General features: G+C 61.1%; 14 protein-coding genes. 6 read left to right on the plus strand and 8 right to left on the minus strand.

Annotation, left to right across the window (positions count from 1 at the left end):
* Nucleotides 1-25: 25 nt before the first annotated feature.
* Entirely contained in the window at nt 26-880 is an 855-nt protein-coding gene (locus HUW52_RS04480; protein ID WP_175553066.1) for a MaoC/PaaZ C-terminal domain-containing protein, read from the minus strand.
* Nucleotides 881-882: 2 nt separating this feature from the next.
* Nucleotides 883-2,235: a 3-oxoacyl-ACP reductase gene (locus HUW52_RS04485; RefSeq protein WP_175553067.1), complete on the minus strand. Its 1,353-nt coding sequence runs from the start codon at nt 2,233-2,235 to the stop codon at nt 883-885.
* A gap of 254 nt (nt 2,236-2,489) precedes the next feature.
* On the opposite strand from HUW52_RS04485, the gene HUW52_RS04490 reads away from it, so the two are divergent.
* The 3 genes from HUW52_RS04490 to HUW52_RS04500 all read left to right on the plus strand — a co-directional run bounded on the left by HUW52_RS04490 (nt 2,490) and on the right by HUW52_RS04500 (nt 6,625).
* Entirely contained in the window at nt 2,490-3,767 is a 1,278-nt protein-coding gene (locus tag HUW52_RS04490; protein WP_175553068.1) for an acetyl-CoA C-acetyltransferase, read from the plus strand.
* Between the two features lie 423 nt (nt 3,768-4,190).
* Complete coding sequence (locus HUW52_RS04495) at nt 4,191-5,087, plus strand: PA4780 family RIO1-like protein kinase (RefSeq protein ID WP_007914672.1); 897 nt, start codon at nt 4,191-4,193, stop codon at nt 5,085-5,087.
* Between the two features lie 329 nt (nt 5,088-5,416).
* On the plus strand, nt 5,417-6,625 hold the full coding sequence (locus HUW52_RS04500) for an MFS transporter (protein ID WP_175553069.1): 1,209 nt from the start codon (nt 5,417-5,419) through the stop codon (nt 6,623-6,625).
* Here the strand turns inward: HUW52_RS04500 and cueR are convergent.
* From cueR to HUW52_RS04515, 3 genes are all read right to left on the minus strand, one after another.
* Nucleotides 6,579-6,992, minus strand: coding sequence for a Cu(I)-responsive transcriptional regulator (cueR, locus tag HUW52_RS04505; RefSeq protein ID WP_175553070.1), 414 nt, complete (start codon nt 6,990-6,992; stop codon nt 6,579-6,581). The genes HUW52_RS04500 and cueR overlap by 47 nt on opposite strands.
* Complete coding sequence (cueA, locus tag HUW52_RS04510) at nt 6,989-9,382, minus strand: copper resistance metal-translocating P1-type ATPase CueA (protein ID WP_175553071.1); 2,394 nt, start codon at nt 9,380-9,382, stop codon at nt 6,989-6,991. The genes cueR and cueA overlap by 4 nt, the downstream gene beginning before the upstream one ends.
* Nucleotides 9,383-9,545: 163 nt before the next feature.
* Nucleotides 9,546-9,929: a hypothetical protein gene (locus HUW52_RS04515; RefSeq protein WP_016987375.1), complete on the minus strand. Its 384-nt coding sequence runs from the start codon at nt 9,927-9,929 to the stop codon at nt 9,546-9,548.
* Between the two features lie 147 nt (nt 9,930-10,076).
* Here HUW52_RS04515 and HUW52_RS04520 point away from each other — a divergent pair, with 147 nt between their 5' ends.
* Together HUW52_RS04520 and HUW52_RS04525 are read left to right on the plus strand one after the other, a co-directional pair.
* Nucleotides 10,077-10,274 carry a cation transporter gene (locus HUW52_RS04520; RefSeq protein WP_016987374.1) on the plus strand — a complete coding sequence of 66 codons (198 nt, stop codon included), beginning with the start codon at nt 10,077-10,079 and terminating at the stop codon, nt 10,272-10,274.
* An 88-nt stretch (nt 10,275-10,362) separates the two neighbouring features.
* On the plus strand, nt 10,363-11,565 hold the full coding sequence (locus tag HUW52_RS04525) for a multidrug effflux MFS transporter (RefSeq protein ID WP_016987373.1): 1,203 nt from the start codon (nt 10,363-10,365) through the stop codon (nt 11,563-11,565).
* Between the two features lie 6 nt (nt 11,566-11,571).
* Here HUW52_RS04525 and HUW52_RS04530 read toward each other — a convergent pair whose 3' ends face one another.
* From HUW52_RS04530 to HUW52_RS04540, 3 genes are all read right to left on the minus strand, one after another.
* Nucleotides 11,572-11,745: a hypothetical protein gene (locus tag HUW52_RS04530; protein ID WP_007914687.1), complete on the minus strand. Its 174-nt coding sequence runs from the start codon at nt 11,743-11,745 to the stop codon at nt 11,572-11,574.
* A 160-nt stretch (nt 11,746-11,905) separates the two neighbouring features.
* Nucleotides 11,906-12,919 carry a zinc-binding alcohol dehydrogenase family protein gene (locus HUW52_RS04535; protein WP_175553072.1) on the minus strand — a complete coding sequence of 338 codons (1,014 nt, stop codon included), beginning with the start codon at nt 12,917-12,919 and terminating at the stop codon, nt 11,906-11,908.
* A gap of 32 nt (nt 12,920-12,951) precedes the next feature.
* Nucleotides 12,952-13,245 (minus strand): putative quinol monooxygenase, encoded by a 294-nt coding sequence (locus HUW52_RS04540; protein ID WP_175553073.1) that lies wholly within the window; start codon nt 13,243-13,245, stop codon nt 12,952-12,954.
* A gap of 120 nt (nt 13,246-13,365) precedes the next feature.
* On the opposite strand from HUW52_RS04540, the gene HUW52_RS04545 reads away from it, so the two are divergent.
* Complete coding sequence (locus tag HUW52_RS04545; protein ID WP_175553074.1) at nt 13,366-14,295, plus strand: LysR family transcriptional regulator; 930 nt, start codon at nt 13,366-13,368, stop codon at nt 14,293-14,295.
* Nucleotides 14,296-14,560 lie beyond the last annotated feature (265 nt).

The raw sequence follows: 14,560 nt of genomic DNA on the forward strand, positions 1-14,560 counted from the left end.
ACACAATTAACAGTGTCCCGCGTGCTCAGGCAATCGGCTGCCACTGCCCGACCATGTGTTCCAGGTCTTGTGCACCGATCAGCCGCAACTCACCACTGGACCCCGCCGCACTCGCCAGCAAGGTCACCTCACTGGGCAGGCGCACCGGTTTGCGAAAGTGCACGGCGATCTCAAGGTTGGCTTTGGGCAAATGATCGTTCAGCGCCGCGAGGGTCCGAGCCTTGTTCCACAAGCCGTGGGCGATGGCGGTGGGGAAACCGAACAGTTTGGCGCTGGCCGCGCTCAGGTGAATCGGGTTGTAGTCCCCCGACACCTTGGCGTACTGCCGGCCAATGTCTGCCGGGGCTTTCCAGTGCGCCACTTGCGTCAGCGCTTGCGAGGGTTCCCAGTGCTGTTCGAGCGCTTCGCCATCGAGTTCCACGCCGCGACAGAGCATTTGGCTTTCGGCCTCCCACAACGGCCCGAGCTGATCATCCAGTGTGGTCAGCAGATCGAACGTCGCACCCTTGGGATGTGCTTGCAGGTTGGTCACGCGTACGCTGACTTGCGCGTGACTGATACCGCCCATCGGCCGCAGCACGCGGATGCGATTGCTCAGATGAATCAACCCCAGCAGCGGAAACGGAAAGTCCTTGGCCGTGAGTAATTGCATCTGCAAGGCAAAGGCGAGGATATGCGGATACGTCGGTGGCAGCAGGCCGTCATCGACGAATCCACAGACCTTGCGATAGGCCGCCAGGCGTTTGCCATCGACATCGACCCAACAGCGCAAACCGTTGTCGGGCAATTGCGTGCCGGTGATTTTGCGGCGTGTCGCTGCCCGTGCATACAGCCCGGGCAGACTCGGTTCGCGATCCAGCGTGTGCCATTCGATGCTCATGCCTAAGCTCCCAGAACACTTTGTCCACAGACCCGCAGCGCCTGCCCGGTAAACGCGCCGCTGCCCGGTTGCGCCAGCCACGCGACGGCTTCGGCGACGTCTTGCGGCAAGCCGCCCTGACCGAGCGAACTCATGCGCCGCCCGGCCTCGCGCAGGCCGAACGGAATGTGTGCGGTCATCTGCGTTTCGATAAAACCGGGAGCGACGGCGTTGATGCTGATGCCACGTTCCAGCAGCGTGGGCGCCCATGCCTGCGCCAGACCGATCAGCCCGGCCTTGCTCGCGGCGTAGTTGGTTTGTCCACGGTTACCGGCAATGCCGCTGATCGAGGCCAGCAGAATCACCCGCGCGTTGTCGCGCAGCGTGCCGCTGTCGAGCAGCGCCTTGGTCAGCACTTGCGGGGCATTGAGGTTGACCGCCAGCACCGCGTCCCAGAATTCCGGGGTCATGTTGGCCAGGGTCTTGTCGCGGGTGATGCCGGCGTTGTGCACCAGAATATCGAGGCCATCAGGCAGTTGTTCGATCAACTGCGTAGCGGCGTCGGCGGCGCAGATATCCAGGGTGATCGCTCGGCCACCGAGGCGCGCGGCAAGTGCTTCCAGATCGGTCTTGGCTGGCGGGACATCGAGCAGGATCACGTCGGCGCCATCGCGCGCCAGGGTTTCAGCGATGGACGCACCGATGCCGCGCGCAGCCCCGGTAACCAACGCCTTGCGCCCGGCCAGCGGGCGCGTCCAGTCAGTCACTGGCGTCGCACAAACGGTCAGGCGAATCACCTGTCCGGACACAAACGCACTTTTCGGCGAGAGGAAAAATCGCAGCGGGCCTTCCAGTTGATCTTCTGCGCCTTCGCCGACATAGATCAATTGCAGCGTGCCGCCGCTGCGCAGCTCCTTGGCCAGCGAACGGGAGAACCCCTCCAGCGCGCGTTGTGCGCTGGCGGCAAATGGATCACGGAGGGTTTCCGGCGCACGCCCCAGAATCACCAGATGCGCGCTGTGCTCAAGGTTCTTCATCAGCGGCTGGAAGAATTCGCGCAGTTGTTTGAGCTGATCGGTTTGCTGCAAGTCGCTGGCGTCGAACACCACGGCTTTGAGTTTCGGGCCGTGGCCGGGAATCCATTCAGTCGCGGTCGCTGGTTGCTCGCCGTAGCGGTAGATACTCTCGGTCAAACGGTTGGCGAACGCACTGACGCGTTCGGCCAATGGCCCGCCGCCGATCAGCAGCGCACCTTCCACCGGCCGCAGACGCCCGGCCTGCCAGCGCTCCAGTCGCACCGGCGACGGCAGGCCCAGCGCGCCGACCAGACGATGGCCGATGGACGAGTTGGCGAAGTCGATATAGCGGTCAGACATGGAACGCTCTCCAGAAGTTGGGGTTCAAAGTGTGGACTGCCGATGGCAATCAATCGTTCGATTAACGCAATAGGGCCTACGCTTGAACACTGAGGTTTAGCAGGTCTTGCAGACATGCGCGGACCTTGTGGGAGCGAGCTTGCTCGCGAAAGCGATGTGTCAGCCACCGAAGATGCTGAATGTGCCGGCGTTTTCGCGAGCAGGCTCGCTACTACAGGGATTGTTTCAACCCGAATTTATCCAAGGAGTCATTCATGAGTCAGCTGCGCCGCGTCGCGATCATCGGCGGTAACCGTATCCCTTTCGCCCGTTCCAACGGGCCCTACGCCACGGCCAGCAATCAGGCGATGCTCACCGCCGCCCTTGAAGGCCTGATCGAACGCTACAATCTGCACGGCCAGCGCATCGGCGAGGTGGTGGCGGGCGCGGTGCTGAAATTGTCACGAGATATGAACCTGACCCGTGAATGCGTGCTCGGCTCGCGTTTGTCACCGGCCACGCCGGCCTACGACATCCAGCAAGCCTGTGGCACCGGCCTGGAAGCCGCGATCCTGGTGGCGAACAAGATCGCCCTTGGCCAGATCGACTGCGGCATCGCTGGCGGTGTCGACACCACATCGGACGCGCCGATCAGCGTCAGCGAAGGTCTGCGCAAAATCCTCCTGCAAGCCAATCGCGCCAAGACCACCGGCGACAAACTGAAAACCTTTCTGCAACTGCGGCCCCAACACCTGATCCCGGAATTTCCGCGCAACGGCGAACCACGCACCGGTCTGTCGATGGGGCAGCACTGCGAGCTGATGGCGCAGACCTGGCAGATCCCGCGTGAGGATCAGGATCAACTGGCCCTTGAAAGCCATCACAAACTCGCCGCGTCCTACAGCGAAGGCTGGCACAACGACCTGATGACGCCGTTCCTTGGCCTGACCCGCGACAACAACCTGCGCCCGGACCTGACTCTGGATAAACTCGCAACGTTGAAGCCTGCCTTCGAAAAAAGCGCTAAAGGCACGTTGACCGCGGGCAACTCCACACCGCTGACTGACGGCGCGTCGGTGGTGCTGCTCGGCAGCGAAGAATGGGCAAAGGAACGTGGCTTGCCGATCCTCGCGTATCTGCGTGACGGCGAAGCGGCGGCGGTGGATTTCGTCAACGGTGCGGAAGGGCTGCTGATGGCGCCGGCGTATGCGGTGCCGCGATTGTTGGCGCGCAACGGGCTGACCTTGCAGGATTTCGATTACTACGAAATTCATGAAGCTTTTGCTGCGCAGGTGTTGTGCACGCTGAAGGCTTGGGAGGATCCGCAATACTGCAAAACCCGCCTGGGCCTTGATGCGCCGTTGGGCTCGATCGATCGCAGTCGTCTCAATGTGAAGGGCAGTTCGCTGGCGGCGGGGCATCCGTTCGCCGCGACGGGCGGGCGTATCGTCGCCAATTTGGCGAAATTGCTGGATGCCGCGGGCAAGGGCCGGGGCCTGATTTCGATTTGCGCCGCGGGCGGGCAGGGCGTTACCGCCATCATCGAACGCTAGAAGAGCCCCTCACCCTAACCCTCCCGAAACGTCAGACCGCCCAAAGGGAGAGGGGACAGATTGGGGGATGTTTGAGGGATACGCCGACCTGATCGAGCTTTACCGAATCCATAATCGACGCGGTATTTCAGGTCGATGTATAACGCCAGACAGCTCGGTCGGCTCCCTCTCCCTCCGGGAGAGGGCTGGGGTGAGGGTAAAAGGGCAAAAACCGCAGATGTCAGATTCTGTCGCAAATGCCCTCGACGGCCGATACCAACAAATAACCAAGGCTCGGCTATGATTCGCAGCGGTCGATTTTTTTCGGCACAGTGTGTGCATTCACAGGTTCACAGGTCGGCAACCCCTCCCCGTAATGCGAGGATTGCCGTATAACGAGTGACATTCGCGTGTTTGGTAATAAAGGACCCACAATAAAAGCTGATGAAGACTCCAAAACGCATTGAACCCCTGATCGAGGACGGTCTGGTCGACGAAGTGCTGCGCCCACTGATGAGTGGTAAAGAAGCAGCTGTTTATGTGGTGCGCTGCGGCAATCAGTTACGTTGCGCAAAGGTCTACAAGGAGGCGAACAAACGCAGTTTCCGCCAGGCGGCCGAGTATCAGGAAGGCCGCAAGGTGCGCAACAGCCGACAGGCTCGCGCAATGGCGAAAGGCTCCAAGTTCGGTCGCAAAGAGACCGAAGACGCCTGGCAGAACGCCGAAGTGGCGGCGCTGTTCCGTCTGGCCGGTGCCGGCGTGCGGGTGCCCAAGCCGTATGACTTCCTCGACGGCGTGCTGTTGATGGAACTGGTGGCCGACGAATTCGGCGATGCCGCGCCGCGTCTCAATGATGTGGTGCTGGAGCCGGATCAGGCGCGCGAGTATCACGCGTTCCTGATTTCGCAGATCGTGCTGATGTTGTGTACCGGTCTGGTGCACGGTGACCTTTCGGAGTTCAACGTGCTGCTGACGCCGACCGGTCCGGTCATCATCGACCTGCCGCAGGCTGTCGACGCTGCTGGTAACAACCACGCGTTCAGCATGCTGGAGCGGGACGTTGGCAACATGGCTTCGTACTTCGGTCGCTTTGCGCCGGAATTGAAACTGACCAAGTACGCGAAAGAAATGTGGGCGCTGTACGAAGCCGGCACCTTGCACCCGAACAGTGTGCTGACCGGTGAGTTCGATGATCCGGAAGATCTGGCCGATGTGGGCGGGGTGTTGCGCGAGATCGAAGCGGCGCGCCTCGACGAGGAACGCAAGCAGGCCATCCGTGCGGCGGACGACGAGCCGAAAGGCAAGTCCGACGAACCACCGCCACCACCGTGGATGCAGTGATCGCTTGATGAGAAACCCGGCTTCGGCCGGTTTTTTTTGTTTGGTTTCGAAATGCACCCTCACCCCAGCCCTCTCCCGGAGGGAGAGGGGGCCGACCGAGGTGTCATGCGTCATACATCGACCTGAAACACCGGGTCGATTATGGATTGGACGAGGTCAGTATTTGGACCTGTCTGGATTCGGTACAGAAATTTCAGGTCGGCGTATCTCCACAGCATCCCCCAATCAGTCCCCTCTCCCCCTGAGAGAGGGCTAGGGTGAGGGCTCTTTCGGATCCCTGCAAATTCAAGTCTACTGTCCACCGCTCCACCCACACTCAAGGACTGAATGTGACCACCCCGCGCAACACCCACCTGATCATCACCGCACGATTGATCTCCGATTTCGGCGCGTTCCTCAACATGGTCGCGCTGGCCACCTACGTCTACCTGCTGAGCAACAGCGCGATGAGCGTCGGAATCTTTCTCGCCAGTCGCGTCGGCGGGGGAATTTTTGCCAGCCTGATCGGCACCGCGTTTTACCGTCGATGCAGCGGACGCGCACCGCTGATCGCGTTCGACCTGCTGCGCGCCGGCGTCCTCGGTTTACTGTTGATCGTGCCCATCAGCCAGCAAGCCATGCTATTGCCGGTCATCGCTTTCGGTCTGGGTCTGGGCAATTCGATGTTCGCCATCGGCCTCAACAGCCAGTTGCCGCGTCTGATCCCCGCCGAGCAATTGCTCAAGGCCAACGCCTGGATCACCTCGGCCTCATCCGCCGCGATGGTCGGCGGCAGTCTGGTTTCAGGTCTGCTGGTCGCGGGTTTTGGTTTTGAAACGGTATTCGCCCTGAATGCGTTGACCTATCTGTTGGCAGCGTTGTTGATCGTGCCGCTGCGTTTCGAACCTGCGACAGTCAACGAAGAGCCGGAACGCGGCGAATGGACCGCACTCAAGCAAGGCCTGCGTGCAGCACCGGTGATTGCCGCAATGCTCGCGGTGACCATGGCCGACACCTTGGGCAGCGCTGCGCACAACGTCGGCTTTGCGATCATTTCCAAATTGCTCACGCCGGAGTCAGCGAGCACCACGCTGGGCCTGATGCTCGCGGTGTGGGCCAGCGGCAAACTGCTGGGCGCGCGCATCGCCAGCCGTCTCAAGGGCTCGGACAACATCCACCTGGAACGACGGTTTTTCTTCGGTGTGGCGCTGATGTCCTGCGGCTTTATCCTGATGTTCCAGCAACACAGCATCTACGGTCTGCTGCTGTTTTCATTGCCCGCGGGCTTGGGTGACGGGTTTTCCGAAGTCGGCCTGATGTCGCGTCTGCAACGCGAACCCGAGCAGTTGCGCTTGCCGATTTTCAGCGTCCTGACCTTGCTGCAAATGACCGGGTTCGGCATCGGCATGCTGATCGCCGCGCCGTTCTACGGATGGTGGGCGCCGGGTGCCGTGGTCATGCTGTTCCACGGCATCCCGCTCAGTACCTTGCTGCTGATGAAAGCTCTGGCGCTCAAGCGCGGGCGGGTTGCACGCAGCAGCCCGACGCCAGTTCCTTGAGGATCGGGCAATCGGGGCGGTGGTCGCCGCTGCAGTGCTCGACCAGATCCTGCAGGGTGTCGCGCAACTCGCCGAGTTCGCGGATCTTCTGATTCAACTCGTCGATGTGCTGGCGCGCCAACGCCTTCACATCGGCGCTGGCGCGTTGGCGATCCTGCCAGAGGGTCAGCAGTTTGCCGACCTCTTCCAGGGAAAAACCCAAGTCCCGCGAGCGCTTGATGAATGCCAGCGTGTGCAGGTCATCGTCGCCGTAGACCCGATAACCGCTGTCGGTGCGATGGGCCGCTTTGAGCAGGCCGATCGACTCGTAATAGCGGATCATTTTCGCGCTCAGGCCACTGTGTCTGGCTGCTTGACCGATGTTCATCGGTGCTCCTCCAAGTCCTTGGGTTTCCAGGTTTTCAACAGTAGCGCATTGCTCACCACGCTGACGCTCGACAGCGCCATCGCTGCCCCGGCCAGCACCGGGTTGAGGAAGCCGAACGCCGCCAGCGGAATGCCGATCAGGTTGTAGACGAAGGCCCAGAACAGGTTCTGACGGATCTTCGCGTAAGTCTTGCGGCTGATCTCCAGCGCCGCCGGCACCAGCCGTGGATCGCCGCGCATCAAGGTGATGCCCGCTGCGTGCATGGCGACGTCGGTGCCGCCGCCCATGGCGATGCCGATGTCGGCAGCGGCGAGGGCCGGGGCATCGTTGATGCCGTCACCGACCATGGCGACCACGCCGGTTTTCTTCAGCTCGCTGACGGTGGCGGCTTTGTCCGCCGGCAGCACTTCGGCGTGGACATTGCTGATGCCCAGGGCCTCGGCGACGACGCGCGCGCTGCCACGGTTGTCGCCGGTCAGCAGGTGGCTGTGGATATGCCGGGCGGCGAGTTGTTGCACGGCTTCCAGTGCGCCGGGTTTGAGGGTGTCACCGAAGGCGAACAAGCCGAGCACTTGCGGTTCAGGACTTTGCTCGATCAACCATGACAGGGTGCGGCCTTCGGCTTCCCAGGCTTGGGCGGATTCGCTCAGGTTGCCGGCGCTCAAGGCACTTTCTTCGAGCAACCGCCGATTGCCCAGTGCCAAGCGCCGGCCGTCGAGATTGCCGGCGATGCCGCGACCGGTCAGCGATTGACTGTCACTGACGTCAGGCACGTTCAGGCCTCGTTCGGCGGCCGCATCCAGCACCGCTTTGGCCAGCGGGTGTTCGCTGCCGCGTTGCAGCGCGCCGGCCAGTTTCAGCAAGGTGTCTTCATCGCCATCCACCGCGCTGAAATGGGCGATACGCGGCGTGCCAGAGGTCAGCGTGCCGGTCTTGTCGAACACCACACTGCTGACTTCATGGGCACGTTCCAGCGCTTCGGCATCCTTGATCAGAATGCCGTGACGCGCCGCTACGCCGGTGCCGGCCATGATCGCGGTCGGCGTGGCAAGGCCCAGTGCACAGGGGCAGGCGATGACCAGAACGGCGACGGCATTGATCAGCGCGGTTTCCAGCGGCGCGCCATACAGCCACCAGCCAATCAATGTGGCTAGAGCAATCAGCAACACCGTCGGCACAAAGATCTGGCTGACCTTATCCACCAGTTTCTGGATTGGCGCTTTCGCGGCTTGAGCGTCCTCGACCAGGCGAATAATTCGCGCCAACACGGTTTCCGCGCCGAGTGCCTGAGTGCGCACCAGCAAGCGACCTTCGCCGTTGATCGCACCGCCGGTGACCTTATCGCCCGGTTGTTTCGGCACCGGCAGGCTTTCGCCGCTGATCAGCGCCTCGTCGGCGTGACTCTGGCCTTCGATGACTTCGCCGTCGACCGGAAAACGCTCGCCGGGCTTGACCAGCACCAGATCGCCCAGGCGCAGGGCGCTGATGGCAACGTCCTGCTCGCGGCCATCGATCACTTGAAGCGCTCGCTCCGGACGCAACGCTTCGAGGGCGCGGATGGCGCTGGCGGTCTGGCGTTTGGCGCGGCTCTCCAGGTATTTGCCGAGCAGTACCAAGGCAATGACCACCGCCGATGCTTCGAAATACAGATGCGGCATGCGCCCGGCAGCGGTGGCCCATTCATAGAGGCTCAAGCCGTAACCGGCGCTAGTGCCGAGGGCGACCAGCAAATCCATATTGCCGGCGCCGGCGCGCACCGCTTTCCACGCGGCTACATAGAAACGTGCACCGAAAATGAATTGCACCGGCGTGGCGAGGGCAAATTGCGCCCAGGCCGGGAGCATCCAGTGAATGCCGAACGGTTGCAGCAACATCGGCGCCACCAGCGGCAGGGCGAGGGCAATTGCGCAGATCAGCGCCCAGCGTTCATGTTTCAGACGTTGCTGTTGGTTATCGGTTTGCGGGTGTTCGGCTTGCCAGACGCTGGCCGAGTAGCCGGCCTTGCTCACCGCGTCGAGCAAGGTTTGTGGATCGATCTGGCCGAGCAGTTCGAGGTGGGCGCGTTCGTTGGCGAGATTGACGCTGACGCTTTTCACCCCGGCGACTTTATTCAGGGCACGCTCGACGCGACCGACGCACGAGGCGCAAGTCATGCCTTCGATATTCAATTCGATAGTCTGCTGCGGCACGCTGTAACCGGCGCGCTCAACCGCCGCCATCAAGGCCGGCAGGCTGTCACCCGGCGCCTGCACGCGAGCCTGCTCGGTGGCGAGATTGACGCTGACGGCACTGGCGCCGCTGACTTTGCTCAACGCCCGCTCGACACGGCCGGCGCAACTGGCGCAGGTCATGCCGGCAATCGGCAGATCGAACGTGATGGAATCGGACATCGGTCGTACTCCCTGTAGTGGATGCCTACAAGGATCAACCTTGCCATGCGGGCAAGGTCAAGTGCCAATTTCAAAAGCAAAAGATCGCAGCCTTCGGCAGCTCCTACATTGGAATGCAATCCCTGTAGGAGCTGCCGAAGGCTGCGATCTTTTGGCTAGCGACTCAGTATTCGAGAGCCGCAGGCTTCAAGTAGACGCCTTCTGAATTCATCGCCAACCGATACTTCAGCACATCACCGGCATGCAGTTTGATCTCCTGCGACCCCGGCGCGAGCATCCCTGGATTGCAGCCAGCAACCTGTCCCGGCAGCAACTTCAAGCGCAGCGAAACAGTGCCCGGCGGCAGGTTGAAGGAAATGCTTTGCTCCTGCAGCAGCCGCGCCGAGAGCTGATCCTGGATGTACACGCCGATCTCGCAGGAAGTCGACACTTCCAGACGCTCGCGGGAAATGATCAGCACCGCATAGTCCTCGCCGGCAGCTTGCACTTGAGGAACGGCGGCAAAGAGGCTGAGAAAGCCAAACAGGCTGAAAGCTGACCAGCGCATGGCTGAATCTCCTGAATCGAGTCATTGATGTACGCAGCTTGGCCGAGCGCGGCGCCGATTGCCAGCCCGGCAGTTTATTCAAGAACTTGACCTTGCCATCGTGGCAAGCTCGAAACTGCCGGCAATCTCACTCGAAGGAGTCATTCCATGCAAGTGTTCAACGTTCAAGGCATGTCCTGCGGTCACTGTGTCAAAGCCATCACCAATGCCGTCCAGGCCAGGGATCCGGCAGCCAGCGTGCGCGTCGATCTGGTAGCTAAAGAGGTCGGCGTCGAAAGCGCCATGAGTGCTGATCAGGTCATCGAAGCGATTCGCGAGGAAGGATATGAGGTGAAGCTCGTCTGAATTTGATCGTTAGCGAGCTATCGGAATGTTCAAGGCGTTCGGGCACGGCTAGACTGTCGGGCTGCCGACTTGCCAACCTGGATGCCTGATGAACTTCCGTACCATTCTGATCCTCGGTGCCTTGACCGCCTTCGGGCCCTTGGCCATCGACTTCTATTTACCCGCATTCCCCTCGATGGCGCTGGCGTTCGGAACCGACGAGAAACATGTGCAGATGACGCTGGCGGCCTATTTCGCCGGTTTGTCGATTGGCCAGCTGGCTTACGGCCCGGTGGCGGATCGCTTTGGCCGACGCATCCCGTTGCTCGTGGGCCTCACGCTGTTCACTCTGGCATCCCTGGCTTGCGCCTATGCGCCGAATCTGGAATGGCTGATCGCTGCACGTTTTGTCCAGGCATTGGGCGGTTGTGCGGGGATGGTGATTTCCCGGGCGGTGGTCAGCGACAAGTGCGACGCGGTGGGTTCGGCGAAAGTCTTTTCGCAATTGATGCTGGTGATGGGCCTGGCGCCTATTCTGGCGCCGATGCTCGGTGGTCTGCTGGTTAACACCACAGGTTGGCAGTCGATATTTCTGGTGCTGACCGGGTTCAGTGCGTTGGCCGGACTGGCCGTGGCGCTGGGGTTGCCGGAAAGTATGCCGGCGCACATGCCGCGCCAGCCGTTGTCCGGCGCACTGCGTCAGTACGGGCGCTTGCTCAAGGATCGGGTTTACCTCGGCCATGCCCTGACTGGCGGCATCGCCATCGCGGGGATGTTTGCCTACATCGCTGGCTCACCGTTTATCTTCATCAAGCTGTATGGCGTGCCGGCCGAGCATTTCGGCTGGCTGTTCGGCACCAACGCGGCGGGTTTCATTCTGGTAGCGCAGGTCAATGCGCGCTTGTTGGCCAAACGCGGTCCGGCATTCCTGCTGTCGCGGGCGGTGTGGGTTTATTTCGCTGCCGGGCTGACGCTGCTCGCGGTCAGCGCGATGCATACCGAATCCTTGTGGCCGCTGCTGATCCCACTGTTCATCTGCGTATCGAGCCTGGGCTGCATCAGCCCGAACGCCGCCGCCTGCGCGATGAACGGTCAGGGCGCACGCGCCGGCAGTGCTTCGGCACTGCTCGGCTGCATGCAATTCAGTGTCGCCGCTGGTGCTTCGGCGCTGGTGGGGGTGTTGCACGACGGCAGCGCCGTGCCGATGGCAATAGTCATCAGCCTGTGCGGTTTGCTGGTGGTGTGCGTGGCGCTGCTCACCCGCCGTCTACAGAATGCCCGGGCACTGGCGCAAGCTCAGGCCGAGGCATAAATAACCTCAGCCGGCGGCGCGCTGCTGGCTGCGGTCGGGAATCTGATGGGGCGCGCAAAGTCGCGCTTCGAGGGTGCGAGTGAAGGCCAGTGCTTCGGCTTCACTGCGGAATGTCACGGCGTGCTGGTCCAGACGAACCTGCCATTGAGACTTTGCCACTTCTTTTATCAGGATCTTCATTGCTGACCTCCCTTGCGTAAAAGATGTATCGCAGAGGCTTCGATTGTAGACCTGAATACGATCGCAATTGTGACAACGGTCAAGCATCGGACTGACGGCAAAAAACAGCGCAGCCCCGCCGACCGCTCTAGCTTCGGCGAAGGCTGCGATGTACAGGTTTTTAGAAACCTTCTAAAACAATTTTGCCCTTGGCTTTGCCACTTTCCAGCAGCTCATGGGCACGACGCAGGTTTTGCGCGTTGATCGTGCCGAAATGCTCGCCCACCGTGGTCTTCAACGTCCCGGCATCAATCAGCTCCGCCACGCGGTTGAGCAGTTTGTGCTGCTCGATCATGTCCGGCGTTTCGAACAGCGAGCGGGTGTACATGAACTCCCAGTGCAGCGACAGGCTTTTGCGTTTGAGTTTGCTCACGTCCAGTAACTTCGGATCGTCGATCAGTGCCAGTTTGCCTTGCGGCGCCAGCGCTTCGACCAGTTGATCGAGGTGCTGATCGGTCTGGGTCAGGCTGGCGACGTGGGTCACGCTGTCGACCCCGGCGCGCTTGAGTTCTTCGCTCAGCGGCTGGCTGTGATCGATGACCAGATCGGCGCCCAGCTCTTTGACCCAATCGGCGGTCTGCTGGCGGGAAGCGGTGCCGATCACTTTAAGGCTGGTCAATTGCTTGGCCAATTGCGTGAGGATCGAACCCACGCCACCGGCTGCGCCAACGATCAGCAAACTCTGGTCTTCAGCGGTTTTGCCTTCGCTGATTTGCAGACGTTCGAACAACAATTCCCACGCGGTGATCGCGGTCAGTGGCAGTGCGGCAGCGTCGGCAAAACCGAGGGATTTCGGCATATGGCCGACGATGCGCTCATCGACCACGTGCAGTTCACTGTTGCCGCCGGCACGGGCGATGGAGCCGGCGTAGAAGACTTTGTCGCCAGACTTGAACAAGGTCACTTCGCTGCCGACAGCCTTGACCACGCCGGCAACGTCCCAGCCCAATACTTTCGCTGCACCGTTTTCCGGTGACGCGTTCTGCCGAACTTTGGTGTCGACCGGATTCACTGAAATGGCTTTGACTTCCACCAGCACGTCGCGAGGGCCGGCGACAGGTTCAGGCAGTTCGATGTCTTGCAGGGATTTGGCGTCGCTGATCGGCAGGGATGCGTAATAGGCAATGGCTTTCATGATTGGCTCCGTACAGGTAATAGAAGAAGGAATCAGGCAATTGCGCCGAGGCGCTTGAGCTGAAAGTGTTCGATGGTATGGCCGGCAGTGGCCTGGAAATTCAGGAAGTGCGCACTGGCGTTATGGGCCTGGAGAATCTCTTCGCTGGCCCAGTGTTCGATCACATAGAAAATCTGCGGGTCAGCGAGGTCGCGGTGCAAGTCGTATTGGCTGCAACCGTCTTCGGCGCGGCTCGGCTCAACCAGTGCGCGCAGGCCCTGTTCGAGACGATCCTGTTGACCGGGTTTGGCGACCAGGGTGGCAATGGCGGTGAATGGCTGGGACATGCTCGGCTCCAGAGAAGCGGGACGAATACAATGGAGAGATGATTGGCTATTTCTCTGCGGGATAAAACCGGCTAAAAGAGCAGTCTCTTTCAATATTTTTTTGATAATCGAGGCTGACGCATGCTGCGTTTCGATGACTTGCAGTTGTTTGTCCGGGCGGCGGACCTGGGCAGTCTGTCGGCGGCTGCGCGGGTGATGGACATGTCTGCGGCCGTGGCCAGTGCGGCGTTGAAACGGATCGAGCAGCAACTGGGCGCGCGCTTGCTGGCGCGATCGACTCGCAGCTTGCGCCTGACAGCCGAAGGCGAAGGCTTTCTCGAATACGCGCGGGCAGCGCTGAGCCAACTCGATGAAGGCCGGCGCTTGCTGGCCAGCGGGCAGGATCAGGTCAGCGGTATTTTGCAGTTGTCGGCGCCTTCGGACTTCGGCCGTAACCTGTTGTTACCGTGGCTCGACGAGTTTCAGCGTGAGCACCCGAAGCTGACCGTGCGTCTGTTGCTCGGCGATCGCATCGCCGACCTGTTCCGCCAGCCCGTGGACATCGCCTTGCGCTACGGCGAGCCGGAAGACTCGAGCCTTGTCGCCTTGCCCATCGCCCCGCACAACCGTCGTGTGCTGTGCGCATCGCCTGCGTACCTGGCGCGACACGGCGAACCGCGTCAGCTCGAACAACTGGCGCAGCACAATTGCCTGTTGTACATGCTCGGCAGTCGGGTTCACGACCATTGGAGTTTTCACGACGGCAAACGCGAGGTCAGTCTGACCGTCAGTGGTGACCGTTTCAGTGATGACGCCGACGTTGTGCGTCTGTGGGCGCTGGCTGGAGCGGGAATAGCCTACAAATCCTGGCTCGACGTGGGCGCCGATGTGCTCGCCGGCCGCCTCAAAGTGCTGCTGCCGGAGCTGCTGTGCGAACGCGCTCCGCTGAATCTGTTGTGCGCCCATCGCGCACAATTGAGTAAGCCGGTGAACCTGTTAAGGGAAATGCTCGCCAGCCGATGCGCTTATTTGAGTAGCCAATTTCCCGTTTTCTCGAAAGTTGATCATTAGTCGCAGCTAAATAGAGAAATTTCTCTCAGGAACAATCACCACCCGTGCAGGCTGCGGCACGGGACGCGGCCTGCATCCCGCTTATACTAGCGCCCGCCTCATGCAAGTACCTTAACCCGGCCCGAACCCCTTCGCACTGTGCTGCTCCTGTCTGGTTCAGGATTGTTCAGTGAAGCTGGTTTCTGCGCCGGAAGATGTTATGTCAATGGCCTGCCTTGCCCCGGCTCAGAGCGATTTTCGCGTCTTGGCCGCCGACCCATTACTG

The sequence above is a fragment of the Pseudomonas sp. 43A genome (assembly GCF_013363935.1).
Classification (GTDB): domain Bacteria; phylum Pseudomonadota; class Gammaproteobacteria; order Pseudomonadales; family Pseudomonadaceae; genus Aquipseudomonas; species Aquipseudomonas crudilactis.